This window comes from Pseudomonas sp. LS2P72, assembly GCF_054897865.1.
In genome coordinates, this window is record NZ_CM142708.1 from 4,281,541 (window position 1) to 4,299,913 (window position 18,373).

Below are 18,373 nucleotides of genomic sequence, written 5' to 3' on the forward strand. Positions count from 1 at the left end.
GCCCTAAATCAGTGTCCCACAGACTAGTAAAGACATAACTTTCATCATCAAAAATTCGCCGGCGTATTCGCACTAATAATCTCCGCCTCATCCGCCCCAATATTCCGAAACCGATGCGGCAACGTCGTCGGGAAGTAGTAGCCGTCGCCCGCGTTGAGCACGCTGATCTGCCCATCAACCGTCAACTCAACCGTGCCCCGCGTAACCAACCCACACTCCTCCCCCTCCGAATGCACAATCGGCTCTTCCCCGGAACTCGCCCCAGGCGCGTATTGCTCGCGCAACAACCGCATCTGCCGACTCGGCACCGAAGCCCCAATCAGCAGCAACCGCAACCCATGACGGCCCAGATCCGGCTGTTCATTGGCGCGGAACACGTATTGATGCTCGCGGGGCGGTTGATCAAAGGTAAAGAAGTCCGCCAAGGACATAGGGATGCCTTCGAGCAGTTTTTTGAGGGAGCTGACGGAGGGACTGACGCGATTTTGTTCGATCAGGGAGATGGTGGCATTGGTGACGCCGCTACGCCGGGCCAGCTCGCGCTGGGAGAGTTTGTAGCTTTCGCGTACTAGTTTGAGTCGTGAGCCCGTGTCCATGACAGCCTTATGCGAGGAATACTTAAGGGTTATGGGGGTGGATGGCGGGCGACTTTTGGCCGCGAGAACACCGCTTCCCTGTCCCGGAAATTTGAAAGGCGGGTATTAAATCACGTTTGGTGGTGTTGCTCAGCAGGTTCGATAACTGGTTAGAAAAAAACTGATGGTGCTCGTGTCAGACCGTTTAGCGATGCTAGTTTTTGGAGTGTCAGGTGGTATTGATGGTGGCTGATTTGGCGTCATCGCGAGCAGGCTCACTCCTACAGTTTTGGCCGGGGCGTATATGCATTTTGTGCATGCCGTAGATCTCCTGTGGGAGTGAGCCTGCTCGCGATGGCGGTGTATCAGGCGACATTGATAGCGACTGATATGGCCTCATCGCGAGCAAGCCCGCTCCCACATTTTGATCGGTGGTGGGAGCAGAGCCTGTGTCGGGGCTTAGATGCCGAAACGGTCGCGCAGTGCGTAATACGCGGCGCCCATGGCGGTGAGTGGGGCCTGGAAGGTGCGGCCGCCGATCATGGGCATGTGCGGGAGCGAAGCGAAGGCGTCGAAGCGTTCGGCGTCGCCGCGGATCATTTCCGAGATGAGTTTGCCGGCCAGGTGCGAGCAGGTGACGCCGTGGCCGCTGTAGCCTTGCATGTAGTAGGCGTTTTTCTCGATGCGGCCGAATTGCGGCATGCGGGACATGGTCAGCAGGAAGTTGCCGGTCCAGCGGTAGTCGATTTTCACGTCCTTCAGTTGCGGGAAGGTTTTGAGGATTTTCGGCTTGATCAACTGCTCGATGTCGTCCGGTTCACGGGCGCCGTAGACCACGCCGCCGCCGTACAGCAAGCGGTTGTCGGCGGTGAGGCGGTAGTAGTCGAGCAGGTAGTTGCAGTCTTCGACGCAGTAGTTGTTTTTGATCAGGCTGCGCGCAACCTTTTCGGACAACGGTTCGGTGACGACGATTTGCGAACCGCAGGGCATGCTTTTGCGCGTGACACGGTTGTCGAGGTCTTGCGGCAGGTAGGCGTTGCCGGCGATCAGCAGGTATTTGGCGCGCACTACGCCTTTGGCGGTGCGCACGGTGATCGGTTCGCCGTAGGTGATTTCCACGGCCGCCGATTGTTCGTAGATTTTGCCGCCCAGGCCGATGATGGCCGAGGCTTCGCCGAGGGCCAGGTTCAGCGGGTGGATGTGGCCGCCCTGCATGTCGAGCAGACCGCCGACATAGTTGTCGCAACCCACTTCGCGTTTGATGTCTGCGGCGTCGAGCATTTTCAGGTTTTTGTTGCCGTAGCGTTCCCAGCTGCTTTTCTGCTCGGCCAGGCCTTTGAGTTGCTTTTTGTTCAGCGCGGCGAAGATGCCGCCCGGGCGGTAGTCGCACTGGATGTCGTAGTGTTGTATGCGCTGACGGATGATGTCGGCGCCTTCGAAAATCATGCTGCCGAGGACTTCGGCGGTTTTGTCGCCATAGCGATCTTCGATGACATCGACGTCGCGGCTGTAGGAGTTGACCAGTTGGCCGCCGTTGCGACCGCTGGCGCCGAAACCGACTTTGGCGGCTTCGAGCACGGTGACGCTGTAGCCGGCTTCGGCGAGGAACAGGGCCGAGGACAAACCGGTGTAGCCGGCGCCGATCACGCAGACGTCGCAGTCCACCGCTTGTTCGAGCACAGGGAAGTCGCCGGTGAAATTGCGGGTGGCGGCGTAGTAGCTGTTTACATGTGTTGTTGTTTTCATACGTTTCTCCGATGGCCGCTGGCATGTGCCGGCGACCGCCGTTGTAGAGGTGTTAGAGCTTGATCCAGGTCGCTTTGAGTTCGGTGTATTTGTCGAACGCATGCAGCGATTTGTCCCGACCATTACCCGACTGCTTGTACCCGCCGAACGGCGCGGTCATGTCGCCGCCGTCGTACTGGTTGACCCACACGCTGCCGGCGCGCAAGCCGCGCGCGAAGGTGTGGGCCTTGCTGAGGTTGCTGGTCCAGACGCCTGCGGCCAGGCCGAAGATGCTGTCGTTGGCGATGGCCAGCGCTTCATCGAAGGTGTCGAAGGTGATCAGCGACAGCACCGGGCCGAAGATTTCTTCGCGGGCGATGGTCATGGCGTTGGTCACGCCGTCGAAAATCGCCGGTTCCACGTACAGGCCACCGGTGGCTTCGAGGGTGCGGCTGCCGCCAGCGATCAGTTGCGCGCCCTGGTCTTTACCGATCTGGATGTAGCGCAACACGTTGTCCAGTTGACGCTGATCGACGACCGCGCCGACGGTGGTTTCCGGGTCCAATGCATGTCCCGGTTTCCAGGCTTGCAGGGCTTCCACCAACAGTGGAATGAACTGCTCGCGAATCGACCGCTCCACCAGCAAGCGCGAACCGGCGGTGCAGACTTCGCCCTGGTTGAAGGCAATCGCACCGGCCGCCGCTTGTGCTGCCGCGCGCAGATCCGGCGCGTCGGCAAACACCACGTTCGGGCTCTTGCCGCCGGCTTCTAGCCAGACGCGTTTCATGTTGCTTTGGCCGGCGTAGATCATCAGTTGCTTGGCAATCGCGGTCGAGCCGGTGAAGGCCAGCACGTCGACGTCCATGTGCAACGCCAGCGCCTTGCCGACGGTGTGACCGTAGCCCGGCAGGACGTTGAACACGCCTTTCGGGATGCCCGCATCCAGCGCCAGTTGGGCGATGCGAATCGCGGTCAGTGGCGACTTTTCAGAAGGCTTGAGGATGAACGAGTTGCCGGCCGCGAGGGCTGGGGCGAACTTCCAGCTGGCCATGATCAGCGGGAAGTTCCACGGCACGATGGCGGCGACCACACCGGCAGGTTCGCGGGTGATGAGGCCAAGTTGGTCGTGGGGTGTGGCGGCGACTTCGTCGTAGATCTTGTCGATGGCTTCGGCGCTCCAGCGGATCGCGTTGGCGGTCGCCGGGATGTCGATGTTCATCGAGTCGTTGATCGGCTTGCCCATGTCGAGGGTTTCGAGCAGGGCGAGTTCTTCCTGGTTGGCCAGGATGAGGTCGGCGAAGCGGATCAGGATGCGCTTGCGTTCTGCTGGGGCGAGTTTGGCCCAGATGCCGGATTCGAAGGTGCGGCGCGCGACGGCGACGGCCGCATTGGCGTCGGCTTCGTCGGTGCTGGCGACGTTGGCCAGGAAGCGGCCGTCGACCGGGCTCATGCATTCAAAGGTGTCGCCGCTGAGTGCCGGGCAGTATTGGCCGTCGATGAATGCGCGGCCTTCGATGGTTAGGGACTGGAAGCGTTGTTCCCAGTCGCTGCGAGTGTTTGTCATGGTTGTGACTCGACGCAGAGGAATAAGTAGTTGTCGGAGAACCTGTAGGAGCCGAGCTTGCTCGCGACAGCGGTATATCAGGCGACATCAATGTTGAATGTGCCGCCGTCATCGTGAGCAAGCTCAGCTCCTACAGGGGGATGTGGCGTACACATTTTCTGTGTCCGACACATCGCCCGCGGAGGCCCATCAAACCGTGTGCAAGTACCAGTTGTACTCAAGGTCCGAAATGGAGTTCTCGAACTCGGCCAGCTCGCTTTCCTTGCACGCCACGAACACGTCGATGTACATCGGGTCGATGTAGCGCGACATGACTTCGCTGTCGTCCAGCTCACGCAAAGCATCGCGCAGGTTGTTCGGCAGGCTCTGCTCGTTCTGCTCGTAGCTGTTGCCTTCAACCGGTGCACCCGGCTCGATTTCGTTGGTCAAACCGTGGTGAATACCGGCCAACACTGACGCCATCAACAAGTACGGGTTGGCATCGGCGCCCGCCACGCGGTGTTCGATGCGCACGGAGTCCGGCGAACCGGTCGGCACACGTACCGCGACGGTACGGTTGTCGATGCCCCAGCTCGGCGAGTTCGGCACGTAGAACTGCGCGCCGAAGCGACGGTACGAGTTGACGTTCGGGCAGAGGAACGCCATCTGTGCCGGCAGGGTCTCGAGCACACCGCCGATCGCGTGTCGCAGCGCGGCGTTCTGCTCGGGATCCTCGCTGGCAAAGATGTTGTTGCCTTCTTTGTCGAGAATCGAAATGTGTACGTGCAAACCATTGCCCGCCTGGCCCGGATACGGTTTGGCCATGAAGGTGGTGTCCATCTCGTGGTCGTAGGCGATGTTCTTCACCAGACGCTTGAGCAACACCGCGTAGTCGCAGGCCTTTATCGGGTCATTGACGTGATGCAGGTTCACTTCGAATTGCGCCGGGGCGCTTTCCTTGACGATGGCGTCCGCAGGAATGCCCTGCTCTTTCGCGCCTTCGAGGATGTCTTGCAAGCAATCGACGTATTCGTCGAGGTCGTCGATCAGGTAGACCTGAGTCGACATCGGACGTTTGCCCGACACCGGCGAACGTGGCGATTGCGGGCGACCGTTCACGTTGTCCTGGTCGATCAGATAGAACTCGAGTTCGAACGCGGCGCAGATGGTCAGGCCCATGTCATCGAACTTGCTCACGACCTGACGCAACACTTCGCGAGGGTCGGCGAAGAACGGCTGGCCTTCGAGTTCGTGCATGGTCATTAACAGTTGCGCAGTCGGGCGCTTCTGCCAAGGCTCGATGCTGAGCGTATCCGGGATGGGGAAGCAGATTCGGTCTGAGTCACCGATGTCCAGACCCAGGCCGGTGCTTTCCACCGTAGAACCATTGATGTCCAGAGCAAACAGCGACGCCGGGAGGTTGATGCCTTTTTCGTAAACCTTATGAAGACTGGTGCGCTCGATGCGCTTGCCGCGCACCACACCGTTCATATCCGCAATCAGAAGGTCGACGTACAAAACCTCAGGATATTTCTTAAGGAATGCGTTTGCTTCGTTGAGTTGAACGGTACGCAGAGGGACCGACATGATGCACCTATTAGCTGTTAATTATTATGTTCACTACGTTGTTGCGAGCCCAGTCAACCCGAACGGCAAAGTGAAGTCAATAGCGAACACCTGGCCTCTCAACCTTTATTTTCGGGCCTTTCTTGGGCACGAGAGTGCCAAATCAGCCTTACGCACCGTGTAAACCCTGAAGATCGGACGCACGGCGTTTAGAATTTTTTACATGAGAGTTGTTAATTAAAATCAACAAGGCTAAGCTCCGGAAAAGCTCGTTCAAGTGTGAAACTTCGAGGTGATAAAAATGGCACTCAAGCCATTGATCGGTGTTACTGCGTGCGTCAAACAGATAGGCCTGCACCCCTACCATGTCAGCGGCGACAAGTACTTGCGTGCTGTCAGCGTCGCGGCGTTGGGGCTGCCGGTTGTCATTCCTTCCTTAGGCGATTGGACCGAAATCGATGACCTGCTCGCGCAGCTCGACGGTCTGCTGCTGACCGGTTCGCCCTCGAATGTGGAACCCTTCCACTATCAAGGCCCCGACAGCGCCCCCGGCACGGATCACGATCCGCAACGGGATGCCACCACCCTTCCCTTATTGCGTGCGGCCATTGCGGCGGGCGTGCCGGTGCTTGGCATCTGCCGGGGCTTTCAGGAAATGAACGTCGCGTTCGGGGGCAGCCTGCATCAGAAGGTCCACGAACTCCCGGGCATGCTTGATCACCGGGAAGCGAATCACCCAGACCTGGCGGTGCAATACGCACCGGCGCATGCGGTCAACATGCAACCGGGCGGTGTGTTCGAGGCGCTGGATTTGCCGCAGGTGTTCCAGGTCAATTCGATTCACAGCCAAGGCATCGACCGACTGGCGCCCGGCCTGCGCGCCGAAGCGATTGCGCCGGACGGTTTGATCGAGGCGATTTCGGTTGAACACAGCCCGAGCTTCGCCGTTGGCGTGCAATGGCACCCGGAATGGCAGGTTCTGTCGAATCCTCCTTACTTGAGTATTTTCCAGGCGTTTGGCGATGCATGCCGGCAACGGGCGGCGTTACGTAACAGGCGCTGACTTCAAACACGACTAAATCAATTTACTGCCCCGTGAGTCAGGCGGGCGTGCCTTTGCGCGCTGGTCCCTCACGACAACAACAAACGCGATAACAACAAGTACCACCAGGCAGCCAGGACGGCGGCGCCGAATAAGCCCAGGCCGGTATGGATAAACCTGTAGGAGCCGAGCTTGCTCGCGATGGTGGCCGAACATTCAACATTGATGTCGGCTGTCAGGGCCTCATCGCGAGCAAGCTCGGCTCCTACAGGGACCGTACCCGGCCAGGGCTTGCAATCAACTATTAAGTCAGGCCGCGTTGGCCCGACGACTGAAACCTGTTGGGAGTTTCACATGGCAAACGCCTCCAGCATCTACAGGAAGGCTCTTGAAGGTCACCAGGCACCGAAAAAGGTGCTGGTGAAAGTCGACCGCGTCACCAAGAAATTCGACGAAACCATCGCGGTGGACGATGTCTCGCTTGAGATTCATCAAGGGGAAATCTTCGCCCTGCTCGGCGGTTCCGGTTCCGGTAAATCGACCCTGCTGCGCATGCTCGCAGGCTTCGAGCGCCCGACCGAAGGGCGGATTCTGCTCGACGGTGTCGACATCACAGACATGCCGCCGTACGAACGGCCAATCAACATGATGTTCCAGTCCTACGCACTGTTCCCGCACATGACGGTGGCGCAGAACATCGCCTTCGGCCTGAAGCAGGATCGTCTGTCCGCCAGCGAAATCGACGCCCGCGTTGAAGAGATGCTGCGACTGGTACACATGACCCAGTACGCCAAGCGCAAACCCCATCAGTTGTCCGGCGGTCAACGTCAGCGCGTGGCCCTGGCTCGTTCCCTGGCCAAGCGTCCGAAACTGTTGCTGCTCGACGAACCGATGGGCGCGCTGGATAAAAAGCTGCGCTCGCAGATGCAACTGGAATTGGTTGAGATCATCGAGCGCGTTGGCGTGACCTGCGTGATGGTGACCCACGATCAGGAAGAGGCCATGACCATGGCCCAACGCATCGCGATCATGCACCTGGGCTGGATCGCGCAGATCGGCAGTCCGGTGGACATTTATGAAGCGCCGGTCAGCCGCATGGTCTGCGAATTCATCGGCAACGTGAACGCCTTCGACGGTACGGTTGTGGAAGACCTTGAAGGTCACGCGATCATCCACAGCCCGGACCTGGAGCAGAAGATTTACGTCGGTCACGGCGTCAGCACTTCGGTGCAGGACAAGTCGATCACGTACGCCATCCGCCCGGAAAAACTGCTGGTCAGCACCACCCAACCCGATACCCGCTACAACTGGTCCAGCGGCAAGGTGCATGACATTGCCTACCTCGGCGGTCACTCGGTGTTTTACGTGGAGCTGCCTGGCGGCAAGGTTGTGCAGTCGTTCATGGCCAACGCCGAACGCCGTGGCGCGCGTCCGACCTGGGACGACAAGGTCTACGTGTGGTGGGAAGACGACAGCGGCGTGGTACTGCGCTCATGAGAACACTCAATCAGCGGTTTATGCGGCTGATGCCGAGTGGTCGAAAGCTCGTCATCGGGATTCCTTTCCTGTGGCTGTTCCTGTTCTTCATGCTGCCGTTCTTCCTGGTGATGAAGATCAGCTTCTCGGAAGCGGCCCTGGCCATTCCCCCTTACTCAGAGATCTACACCTTCGCCGAGCAGAAATTTCAGCTGCTGCTGAACCTCGGCAACTACTCGCTGCTGACTCAGGATGAGTTGTACATCTCGGCCTACTTCGGCTCGTTGAAGGTCGCGTTTTTAAGCACGCTGATGTGCCTGGTGATCGGTTTCCCGATGGCCTACGCGATCACCAAGGCGAGCAAGGAAACGCAAAACGTCCTGCTGTTGCTGATCATGATGCCGACCTGGACCGCGATCCTGATCCGCGTCTATGCGTGGATGGGCATCCTCAGCAACAACGGTTTGCTCAACGGGTTCCTGATGTGGACGGGGCTGACCGATCACCCGATCGAGATCCTCAACACCAATACCGCTGTGTATATCGGCGTGGTGTATGCGTATCTGCCGTTCATGGTGCTGCCGCTGTACGCCAACCTGGTCAAGCACGATCAAAGCCTGCTGGAAGCCGGCTCTGACCTGGGCTCGAGCAACTTCAACAACTTCTGGAAAATCACTGTGCCGCTGGCCAAGAACGGGATCATCGCCGGTTGCATGCTGGTGTTCATTCCGGTGGTCGGTGAGTTCGTGATTCCGGAGCTGTTGGGCGGCCCGGAGACCCTGATGATCGGTCGCGTGCTGTGGCAAGAGTTCTTCAATAACCGCGACTGGCCGGTGGCGTCAGCCCTGGCGGTGGTGATGCTGTTGATCCTGATTGTGCCGATTCTGCTGTTCAACCGCAGCCAGGCCAAAGAGATGGAGGCACGGGGATGAAACGCTTCGGATTTTCAAAGTTCATGCTGATTTTCGGCCTGTCGTTTATCTACCTGCCGATGTTGATTCTGGTGATCTACTCGTTCAACGCTTCCAAACTGGTGACGGTGTGGGGCGGCTGGTCGTTCAAATGGTACGCCGGCCTGCTCGATAACTCGCAACTGATGGGCTCGGTGGTGCGCTCGCTGGAAATCGCCTGCTACACCGCGATTGCCGCGGTGGCGCTGGGGACGTTGGCGGCGTTTGTGCTGACTCGCGTGACGCGCTTCAAGGGCCGCACGTTGTTCGGTGGTTTGGTGACGGCGCCGCTGGTGATGCCGGAAGTGATCACTGGTCTGTCGCTGTTGCTGCTGTTCGTGGCGATGGCGCAGCTGATCGGCTGGCCGCAGGAACGGGGCATCGTCACCATCTGGATCGCCCACACCACGTTCTGTGCGGCGTATGTGGCGGTGGTGGTTTCGGCGCGTTTGCGTGAACTGGACCTGTCCATCGAAGAAGCGGCCATGGATCTCGGGGCGAAGCCGTTCAAGGTGTTTTTCCTGATCACCATTCCGATGATCGCGCCGTCACTGGCGGCCGGCGGCATGATGTCGTTTGCCCTGTCGCTGGATGACCTGGTGCTGGCGAGTTTCGTCTCCGGCCCGGGTTCGACGACCCTGCCGATGGAAGTGTTCTCGGCGGTGCGTCTGGGCGTGAAGCCTGAGATCAATGCCGTGGCCAGCCTGATCCTGCTCGCCGTATCGATCGTGACCTTCATGGTCTGGTACTTCAGCCGCCGCGCCGAAGCGACCCGCAAACGGGCGATCCAGGAAGCGATGGACCAGACCGCCAGCGAATCCTGGCAGCAACCTAAAAAGCAAATGGCTGGAGCGACGGCCTAGTGTCGTGTTGAGATAACTGTGGCGAAGGAGATTCTGTGGCGAGGGGTTTTATCCCCGTTCGGCTGCGCAGCAGTCGTAAAACCAGTGAATGCGGTGTACCTGATGCACCGCGGTTGCAGGGTTTGGGGCCGCTTCGCAGCCCAGCGGGGATAAATCCCCTCGCCACAGGTATTGGGTTTACTCCACAGGTTTTGTGTTCACTGCATTTTTGCTGTGTGATTTTGAATAAAAAGAGAAATGGAGTTGTACCGATGAAAATGTTTGGCAGGACTCTGCTGACACTGTCCTTATTGGGCGCGATTGCCACCGGCGCCCAGGCCAATGACAAGGTACTGCGCGTCTACAACTGGTCGGATTACATCGCCCCGGACACCGTCAAGAAGTTCGAAGACGAGACCGGTATCCGCGTGACCTACGATGTGTTCGACAGCAATGAAACCCTTGAGGCACGCCTGCTGGCAGGCAAATCCGGCTACGACATCGTCGTGCCGTCCAACAGTTTCCTGGCCAAGCAGATCAAGGCTGGTGTCTATCAGGAACTGGACAAGTCGAAGCTGCCGAACTGGAAAAACCTCAACCCGGTCCTGCTGAAAAATGCTGCCGCCAGCGACCCGGACAATGGTCACGCCTTCCCGTACATGTGGGGCTCGATCGGCATCGGCTTCAACCCGGAGAAGGTCAAGGAAGTGCTCGGCAGCAACGCGCCGACCAACTCCTGGGACCTGCTGTTCAAACCGGAAAACGCTGAGAAACTGAAAGCGTGCGGCATCAGTTTCCTTGATTCGCCGACCGAGATGCTCCCGGCCGCCCTGCACTATCTGGGTTACCCGGTGAACTCGCAGAACAAGGAGCAGATCGCTGAGGCTGAAGCGCTGTTCATGAAGATTCGTCCTTCGGTGGCGTACTTCCATTCGTCGAAATACATCTCGGACCTGGCCAACGGCAACATCTGCGTCGCCGTCGGTTACTCCGGCGACGTGCTGCAAGCCAAGGCGCGCGCCCAGGAAGCGGGCGATAAGGTGAAGGTCGACTACAGCATTCCCAAGGAAGGCGCGGGCAGTTTCTACGACATGGTCGCTATCCCTCGGGACGCGGCGAACGTGGAAAACGCCTACCTGTTCATGAACTTCCTGATGCGCCCGGACATCATCGCCGAGATCACCAACAACATCGGCTACAGCAACGCCAACTCGGCGGCCACGCCTTTAGTGGATGAAGCGATTCGCGATGATCCGGGGTCGTACCCGTCGCAGGCTGTGATGGCGACGTTGTATGCGATTCCGGATATGCCGATCGGCGTTCAGCGGGTGATGACCCGGGGCTGGACGCGGGTGAAGCTCGGAAAATAATTCACTCGAAGCCGCCATCGCGAGCAAGCTCGGCTCCTACAGGGGTCTGTGGTGGAACACAAAATGGTGAGCGACGCTGATCCTGTAGGAGCCGAGCTTGCTCGCGATGAGGCCATAACATCCAACATCAATCAGGATTCAAAGATTTCCGTTCACGCAGCGCCTTACCACCGCTGCACTCCTATCTGCAGAACGGCCTCACCTGGCTTCCTCGGTTAAGGTGAGTTTGGGCGCCCTCCTCGGGCGCCTTTTTTTATGATGGGACGAGCGGCCATTCGGCAAGCGCTCGGTAACGGCCCTTGTGGGATTCGAACAGGGTGAAGTGATCGGCGCGCAGATAGAACTCGGGCGGCGTCGCGGACTCAGGCACCGGCACTCGGTAATCACGCATCAGCGTCAGATGCGGCCGAAACTCCTTCGGCGAATCCTCAAACCCGAACGGCAGCATGGCCTGCTCAAGCGCATAAACCAGCCGCAGCAACTCCGGTGATGCCTGCTCCGGCGCGAGCACCAACACCCCTGCCCTGCGCCAGACATCCAGCCGATCAAGCGCAACCTTCAAAGGCACACCCGGCGTTCGAACGTTGGCGGCGGCCGTGCAGATATCGGCGATTTTCGCCACCTCGACAGCACCCAAAAACAACAACGTCAGATGAAAGTTTTCTACCGGCACCGGGCGTCCACTCCTGAGCTCAAGTGCGCTGCGCCATTGGGCAATGGCCCGACGTTGCTCGGGCGTGCAGTTCAGGGCAAAAAACAGTCGTTTTAAGGGCTCATGGGATTCGTCGCTCATATCTGGCACCTCCTGACATCCAAGTTATAGTTCATGCAAACGATTCAACTGGAGGGGGCCATGCGCGAGATCATCAGCAAGGAGCCATGGTGGGCCGTACCACCGAAACCCGGTCAGGATGAGTCCGAGCTGGAATGGGGCTGGCTGGTTCATTACAACGAAGGAGAGCCGCGCTTCGAGTTCATCAAAGAGCGACCGACGGACAGCGAAATTCGTAATCGCAAGAGTTGCAGGATCACCCCGACACCGGAGTGATCCTTTTGTTGGATTCAGGCTTTTACGATCATTTCGAACCCGCCAAAGATCAGCCTCTGGCCATCGAATGGCATCGGGTTGACGTCTGGCTGCATACGCGGATCGGTCATGAGTTTTTCCATGCCTGCATCGCGGGTGGCCTTGTCTGGCCAGACGATCCAGGAAAACACCACGGTTTCGTCTTCCTTGAGTTTTACCGCCATCGGAAACGAGGTCACTTTGCCGTCAGGGACGTCGTCGCCCCAGCATTCGGCGACGCTGAGGGCACCGCTTTCCTTGAAAATGACAGCGGCGGTTTCGGCGTGTTTCTTGAATTTTTCGCGGTTGGCGGTAGGTACTGCAGCGATAAAGCCATCAACGTAGGACATGGTCCTTCTCCTTGGGTTATGGGGTGATCTGCTGGTTAGTCGATTCCGTAACCCCCCAATCGACAGATCCGCTGCCCGAACTGACCGACGGTACTTCGACGCTTCCCGCCAGATTGCCCTCGATCTGCGCCGCCATGTACAACGTTCCGGCCATCACGCCGGTGGTCGGGTTTTGCACCAGCTTCAGCCAGGCCTTGTCGAACGTGTTGCCCAGACTGCTGCGAATCAGTGCCTCGCTGTCAGGCCGGTCATTGGCCTGGATAATCGCGCGAATACCCGCCACACCCACGGAAATCAAGCCCCCGGCCAATTTGCCCGCTGCAGCGGCCACTGCACTGGCTGCACCTCGCGGGACCATTTCGGCTTCCATCCGTTTACTGGCGCGCTTGGCCACCGGCGCCATGGCGGTGTCTGTCGAATCAACGCCCCTGTCGCCACCTGCCTTGTGGATTTTCTCGATCAGCGCCGCATAGGCCGGCAGCGTGTTCAACGGCTGGGTGTGCACCACCTGATACAGCGAGGCGTCCCGCGCGGGCGGTGGCCCGAGGGCGATGGCGGGGATTTTCTGGATTCGGCCATTGAGCTGAGCCATCGGCACGCCATGGCGCTGGGAGATTTTCTGCAGTGCTTCCTGAAGAATATCCACGTAGAACGCCGTTGCCAGGCCGAGAATCGCGTCGGGATCGATCTCCACTGCAACCGGCGCCAGCACACGTTCCTGGTATTGCTCCAGCAGATAGGCCGCCAGGCGCTTGGCCGAGGCATCTTGCTCGCCCTTGGCGCTAAGGGTGTACCAGCTGACCTTCATCGACAGCCATTCCTGAGTCCAGTAACTGCTGAACCATGGAATGAAGTTCTCTTCGGTCAGTTGATAGACCCGCGTTCGCCAGTACTCCATCGCACCGCGCGCGTAAATTTTGGTTTGCTCGGTGGCCGATCGCGACGCCGCGACAATCTCCTGGTCGACAATCTGCCAGGTGCTCTGGGAAACAATCACCGGCACCACTTCCACCGGGGCACGCACAGGCGTGGCGCATCCCGCCAGCACCACCAACACGGCGACGATCAGCGAACGCACGTTCAAGATCGCGGTTCTCTCGGGTTGAAATCAGAACTAGGGCTATATGCCTGAGTATAGGCGGCTGACCACACTGAGGCCGGAACAGTCAGCGATGATCCCACCATCACTTATGTCGATATTCACCATTGCCGCGAAAGCCTTCCGCTCAAAAACCGTCAGCGTAGGATCGAGCCTGACCCAACGCAAAACCCCGCATCGGAGGGGCGAATCATGATTATCCATCTCCTGACCTGCCTGGCCCTGACGGCCGTCACACTGAGCGTTTTTTCCTTGTACGTCCTGTCCGAGGAGCGCACGTCATGATCCACTCCGTGACCCTGGCTGTAAGCTTTGCGGTGTTCGGCAACAACTACTATTCCCAGTCATTCGTTTCGCGCAAAACGTTCGAACTGGTGTTCGACAAAAACTTCGAGGCGTTTCTGATGCCGTCCGCCGCCAATCACTTCAACAATGAAGTGATCGGGCTCAATGATCAGTTCCGGTTCCTGAGCGATGTGCTGGAGGAGCACCTGCTGGCGACTGAGCTCGCCGCTACCGTCCCCCGGAATCAATACTTCTGAGCAGTTGACCCAGACCTTCGGTAAAACAGGTCGGTGAGTTCAAGGAGAAACGCTCAAGCAGGCGACTGTTGTCGGCGCGCGAATGTTTGATATCTCCGGAACGTGGCGCGTCGTAGTTCAACGTCAGGGGTCGCCCCAGGAGTTCGCTCAATGCCGCTGCCAGATCATTAACGCTGGTGGATCGGTTAAACCCGACATTGACCGGCTCGATACACGGCTTTGACTCCCCGACCGCCTGTACCAGCACCTTGACGAGGTCATTGACGTAAACAAAGTCCCTTGTTTGCTCCCCATCCCCGTAAACCGTGATGGGGAGTTTTTTTTGCGCCCTCTCGCTGAAAATGCTGATGACGCCAGAGTAAGGCGATGAAGGGTCCTGTCGGGGTCCGTAAATATTGAAGAACCGCAGAATGACTGGTTCAAGACCATGCTGGCGACGATAGAAATCGAGAAAATGTTCGCTGGCCAGCTTGTCGGCGGCATACGGGGTCAGCGGATTTTTGGGCGTGTCCTCGGTAATCGCCATGCCCTCGCCATTGTTGCCATAGATCGCCGCACTGGACGCGTAAACCACTCGTCTTACGCCTGCCTGGCGCATGGCTTCGCAGATATTCAGCGTACCGACAAAATTGCTTTGGTGAGTCGCGACCGGGTCATCGACCGACGCCTGCACCGAGGCCACCGCCGCCAGATGCACCACCGCGCTACAGTCTTTCATTGCCCGCTCCACTGTCGGCGCGTCGGCGACATCCCCCACCACCAGGGTCAAATGGCAGCGATCAATCGGCAAGTTCGACAATTTTCCACTGGAAAGATCGTCCAGAACCCGAACGCTATAACCACTTTCAAGCAGTGCTTCGACCAAGTGCGAACCGATAAAACCGGCACCGCCCGTCACAAGAATTCGATCAGCAGTCATGATTTATTTACTCCCCGGTGCAGTGGTGGGTGTTCGTTCCATTGCAATGAAGTCGCCTATTTGTTCGAAGAATTCCCGGCTGTTACTGAGCATTTGTTCCCAGTCGGTGGGAAAGCGCACATTCAACGGCAGTTGATCGATTCTCCAGCGCGGCGACAGAGGGCGATCAAACCGGGCGGCGACCTGCAAGCCCATTTCACTGGCAGCGAATGGCCCACGCAACACCGTCGGCGTGCGACCGGCGCTGTCGACAGCCTGGACAACATGGGCCGCCAACCACTCGCCATCGGGCATGCGGACGCGCAGCGGCTGGCCAATCGCGGCGTAGCTGATATTCAACGGTTCCAGATAAATCCACAGCAGAGGCTCTTCCAGCCGCTCAAGGCGCATCAACAACGTGCCCGCACCGACGTTTTCGCCGGGCGTGACCAACACCTCCGCAATTCGACCGCTTTGCGTAGCGTTGACCGACAGTGCCGCGAGGCGAGTTTTCAACCACTGCTTTTCGGCGGTCTGTTGAATAATCTCGCGCTCAACGCTCACCGGCGACTGACGAGCCAGTTGCTCGCGGCGCTCGAACGCCAACAGGTCGGCTTTGAAAGCATCGAGTTCGGATTGGGCTGCCAGCACTTCTCCACGAGAGACGGCGCCGGATAAAACGAGGTCCTCAAGCACCTGCACGCGTTCCTCCGTCCTGTTCACTCGGGTCCTGAGCAACTGACGCTCTCTCTTGTCCAGTTTGGCGTTGTTGGTTGGCACGGCTTTGGTCGGCATCGCGGCGAGCTGCAAGAGCCGCGCACGCCATTCGGGATTGTCGAGACTGACCAACGGTTGATCGATCTGGACCTGTTCACCGGCCATGACAAACAGTTGATCGACCCGACCGGCCTCCCGTGCGCGCACCTCAAGAATCGGCAGGCGCAATTGCGCCGGTGCGTCGATCATCAATATGCCGTAAGTCAGCTTCCCTCCCAGCCAGATCAAGGGACTCGCGACCAGGAACAGGATCAAATACCAACGCACGCGAAACGCCACGCGCTTGCCCGGCGCATAGAGAACACTCAAACCGTGTTCCTGGGTCGGGCTCAGTTCTTTGCGACTATCGAATCGAATCTTCATGACGGCTCACCGTTTTGGAAAGTCTCGCCAGGCTTGCCAGTCAATGCCGGCAATTCCCCGTGGTTGCAGCTGTTCGCGCCAGACACGGGTCTGGTGCTGCAACTGCTCAGTCGACGCGCCGGCCCAGGATTCAGTGGCATCCAGTTGCGGCTCCGTGCTTTGCGCCAGGCGGAACTGCAGATCGGGCCAACGTTGGGCGATCTGTTCTGCCATTCGTGCGCTGTTTTTCGGGTTACGGGTGTAGATCATCAGGCTGACCTGACGCACGCCCGCCTCGGGAAGCGCGCATGGCAGACAGGTTTTTCCGGGTTTTGCTTCAGCGAACCAACGATGATGGCTGGAGATTTCTACCGGCCAAGGGCTGGCTGCCGAGGCTGCGCGCAAGGTATCGAGCAAGTCCTTCAAGCGCTGATCCGGAACCGGCACACCCAGTTGTTCGAGTTCCAGGTCCAGGTGCAGGCTGGCGAATGAAAGCCCCTTCAGTTTTGCCAGTAAGTCGGTGAGCTGATGGCGGTCCTGCGGCTCCATCCAGGCCGGATCACCGAGCAACAGGCTGACTTGCACCCCTTTGCCGGCCGCGTCCCGCAGCAATTGCTCCAGCCGTTGGCGCGTCGTGGCAAGGTCTTTCAACTGGGAGGACTTGAGGCCAAGGTAGATCTTGTCCATCCCGGCTTTACGCAGTTGCTCGAGCTCCGCCTGACGATGATCGGGATCGAGCAACGCTTCGCTGTCCCAGACATAACTGGCCTGGGACCATTGGCTCGACGGCGCCCCCACCGCCGGAGTCGGCAGGGGTTGTGCGGCCAGTATCGTGGGGGGCAACGACAGTGTCAGCAGCAGAAGTATCGAACGCATAATCAAAACCTCGTGGCGCGTTTAAGCACCCACCACGGTGCCATGGAGCTTTCTTCGTGGCCCCGGCGAAAGATCTCGTTGAGCATGGCCACTGCGCTCCAGCACCGCAGGAGTAGCATGAACAGGGGAAAGAAAGGCACCAACAACCCCAGGACCATGTCCTTTGCAGGCCGGTCGGACACCATCATCAACATGGCGCCGAACAACATCGCGGTGATCATCAGGTACAGCGCATAGATCAGTACAAACAGAAACAACAGCGTCTTGCCTGGCAGAACAAATAACGCCAGCAAGGTGTAGCTGAAGATGAGGAACGGCAGCACCAGCTGAAAAAAGAAGCCACTGAGCAGGATCATCAGAAAGGACGGCCAGCCCAACAAGCTGGGGCTGATGTTGCGGTTGTGCTTTCTGATGTACAGAAAAAACAGGTCGCCATCCCAGCGCAAGCGCTGCATCAGAAACTGACTGAGCGTCGACGGTGCATCGGTGTGTCCAATCGCTTCCGGCTCGAAGGGAATCCTCAAGTCGTGGCGCTTGAAGTAACTTTTGATGCGCAACGTCAGGTCCAGATCCTCCGCGGTGTGTGTGTTCCAGCCACCGATTTTCACCAGAAAGCTGCGGCGGAATGCCCCGAAGGCCCCCGAGACGTTATTGACCAGGTTCCATTCGGCCAGACCGATTTTCGACATGTGGATGGACAACAGGTATTCCAGTGCCTGCATCGCGGTCACCCAGGAAGCCCAGACATTGCGCACTCGCAGGCTACCGGCGACCGCGGGCACCGACGGGTCCTCGAAGTGACGCACGATGGAGCTGACCATGTTGTTGTCGAAGGACGTATCACCGTCGAGCGCCATCACGATTTCACCGCTGGCAAGCGACAGGCCGGCGTTCAACGACGACACCCGCCCGCCCCTCTGCCATTTGGCGATCGGGCGCAAATGGCGTCTGGGGTACAGCTTCGGATCCACGCAAAAACTGCGAACGGCGCTGAGCGTCGGCTGGTTCGCCGTGGCCCCGTCCACCACCGGAATCATCTCGATGTGGCCGGGGTACGTCTGCTCGCACAGGCTTAACAGCGTGGTCTGAACATCCATCCCTTCGCTGTAGCAGGTAATGATGCAAGAGACCTTGGGCCGATAGAGACTGATCCTCGGTATACGGGAGCGCCGACGTGCGAACCAGCGCAAAACACCCAGCATCACCATGATCATCAGGGGCAATTCAAAGATCAGAAACAAAGGGAAAAGCATGAAAAACACCCGGCTCAAACCATCCGGCCCCATGAGCCCGCTGAGTGCGCTGAGGAGTTGCTCCAGGAAAGGGCTCATGGC

The 18,373-nt window shown here is 58.7% G+C and carries 18 protein-coding genes; 7 read left to right on the plus strand and 11 right to left on the minus strand.

Annotated features, from left to right (window positions below; translation table 11 throughout):
* Positions 1-47: 47 nt before the first annotated feature.
* From ACYZUA_RS19500 to ACYZUA_RS19515, 4 genes are all read right to left on the minus strand, one after another.
* On the minus strand, positions 48-596 hold the full coding sequence (locus tag ACYZUA_RS19500; protein WP_007895886.1) for a cupin domain-containing protein: 549 nt from the start codon (positions 594-596) through the stop codon (positions 48-50).
* Between the two features lie 438 nt (positions 597-1,034).
* Positions 1,035-2,321, minus strand: a complete 1,287-nt coding sequence (locus tag ACYZUA_RS19505) for an NAD(P)/FAD-dependent oxidoreductase (protein WP_461960210.1) — start codon at positions 2,319-2,321, stop codon at positions 1,035-1,037.
* 52 nt (positions 2,322-2,373) lie between these two features.
* The gene (locus tag ACYZUA_RS19510) at positions 2,374-3,864 is read right to left on the minus strand and encodes an aldehyde dehydrogenase (protein WP_461960211.1); all 1,491 of its coding nucleotides are present in this window, start codon (positions 3,862-3,864) and stop codon (positions 2,374-2,376) included.
* Positions 3,865-4,053: 189 nt separating this feature from the next.
* Positions 4,054-5,430 (minus strand): glutamine synthetase family protein, encoded by a 1,377-nt coding sequence (locus tag ACYZUA_RS19515; protein ID WP_436274089.1) that lies wholly within the window; start codon positions 5,428-5,430, stop codon positions 4,054-4,056.
* A 280-nt stretch (positions 5,431-5,710) separates the two neighbouring features.
* Here ACYZUA_RS19515 and ACYZUA_RS19520 point away from each other — a divergent pair, with 280 nt between their 5' ends.
* From ACYZUA_RS19520 to ACYZUA_RS19540, 5 genes are all read left to right on the plus strand, one after another.
* On the plus strand, positions 5,711-6,472 hold the full coding sequence (locus ACYZUA_RS19520) for a gamma-glutamyl-gamma-aminobutyrate hydrolase family protein (RefSeq protein WP_461960212.1): 762 nt from the start codon (positions 5,711-5,713) through the stop codon (positions 6,470-6,472).
* A 333-nt stretch (positions 6,473-6,805) separates the two neighbouring features.
* Positions 6,806-7,948, plus strand: a complete 1,143-nt coding sequence (gene potA / locus ACYZUA_RS19525; protein ID WP_461960213.1) for a polyamine ABC transporter ATP-binding protein — start codon at positions 6,806-6,808, stop codon at positions 7,946-7,948.
* A 29-nt stretch (positions 7,949-7,977) separates the two neighbouring features.
* Positions 7,978-8,859: an ABC transporter permease subunit gene (locus ACYZUA_RS19530; protein ID WP_461964052.1), complete on the plus strand. Its 882-nt coding sequence runs from the start codon at positions 7,978-7,980 to the stop codon at positions 8,857-8,859.
* Entirely contained in the window at positions 8,856-9,740 is an 885-nt protein-coding gene (locus ACYZUA_RS19535) for an ABC transporter permease subunit (protein ID WP_007999976.1), read from the plus strand. The genes ACYZUA_RS19530 and ACYZUA_RS19535 overlap by 4 nt, the downstream gene beginning before the upstream one ends.
* Positions 9,741-9,991: 251 nt before the next feature.
* The gene (locus ACYZUA_RS19540; RefSeq protein ID WP_461960214.1) at positions 9,992-11,089 is read left to right on the plus strand and encodes a polyamine ABC transporter substrate-binding protein; all 1,098 of its coding nucleotides are present in this window, start codon (positions 9,992-9,994) and stop codon (positions 11,087-11,089) included.
* Positions 11,090-11,342: 253 nt separating this feature from the next.
* Here ACYZUA_RS19540 and thpR read toward each other — a convergent pair whose 3' ends face one another.
* Positions 11,343-11,882: an RNA 2',3'-cyclic phosphodiesterase gene (gene thpR, locus ACYZUA_RS19545; RefSeq protein WP_461960215.1), complete on the minus strand. Its 540-nt coding sequence runs from the start codon at positions 11,880-11,882 to the stop codon at positions 11,343-11,345.
* A 60-nt stretch (positions 11,883-11,942) separates the two neighbouring features.
* Here thpR and ACYZUA_RS19550 point away from each other — a divergent pair, with 60 nt between their 5' ends.
* A complete protein-coding gene (locus ACYZUA_RS19550; protein WP_033056474.1) occupies positions 11,943-12,137 on the plus strand; it encodes a hypothetical protein in 195 nt (64 codons plus the stop codon).
* A gap of 14 nt (positions 12,138-12,151) precedes the next feature.
* On the opposite strand, the gene ACYZUA_RS19555 is transcribed toward ACYZUA_RS19550, so the two are convergent.
* Both ACYZUA_RS19555 and ACYZUA_RS19560 read right to left on the minus strand, forming a co-directional pair.
* The gene (locus tag ACYZUA_RS19555) at positions 12,152-12,505 is read right to left on the minus strand and encodes a DUF1428 domain-containing protein (RefSeq protein WP_347804260.1); all 354 of its coding nucleotides are present in this window, start codon (positions 12,503-12,505) and stop codon (positions 12,152-12,154) included.
* A gap of 16 nt (positions 12,506-12,521) precedes the next feature.
* A complete protein-coding gene (locus ACYZUA_RS19560; protein WP_461960216.1) occupies positions 12,522-13,589 on the minus strand; it encodes a hypothetical protein in 1,068 nt (355 codons plus the stop codon).
* 296 nt (positions 13,590-13,885) lie between these two features.
* Here ACYZUA_RS19560 and ACYZUA_RS19565 point away from each other — a divergent pair, with 296 nt between their 5' ends.
* A complete protein-coding gene (locus ACYZUA_RS19565; protein WP_461960217.1) occupies positions 13,886-14,146 on the plus strand; it encodes a hypothetical protein in 261 nt (86 codons plus the stop codon).
* Here ACYZUA_RS19565 and ACYZUA_RS19570 read toward each other — a convergent pair.
* From ACYZUA_RS19570 to ACYZUA_RS19585, 4 genes are read right to left on the minus strand one after another with little or no spacing between them, the layout of a single operon-like run.
* The gene (locus ACYZUA_RS19570; protein ID WP_461960218.1) at positions 14,118-15,065 is read right to left on the minus strand and encodes an NAD-dependent epimerase/dehydratase family protein; all 948 of its coding nucleotides are present in this window, start codon (positions 15,063-15,065) and stop codon (positions 14,118-14,120) included. The two genes, ACYZUA_RS19565 and ACYZUA_RS19570, sit on opposite strands and share 29 nt — an antisense overlap.
* Positions 15,066-15,068: 3 nt before the next feature.
* On the minus strand, positions 15,069-16,184 hold the full coding sequence (locus tag ACYZUA_RS19575) for an HlyD family secretion protein (protein WP_461960219.1): 1,116 nt from the start codon (positions 16,182-16,184) through the stop codon (positions 15,069-15,071).
* 6 nt (positions 16,185-16,190) lie between these two features.
* On the minus strand, positions 16,191-17,039 hold the full coding sequence (locus ACYZUA_RS19580) for a hypothetical protein (protein WP_461960220.1): 849 nt from the start codon (positions 17,037-17,039) through the stop codon (positions 16,191-16,193).
* Between the two features lie 2 nt (positions 17,040-17,041).
* Positions 17,042-18,370, minus strand: coding sequence for a glycosyltransferase family 2 protein (locus ACYZUA_RS19585; RefSeq protein ID WP_461960221.1), 1,329 nt, complete (start codon positions 18,368-18,370; stop codon positions 17,042-17,044).
* Positions 18,371-18,373: the final 3 nt, after the last annotated feature.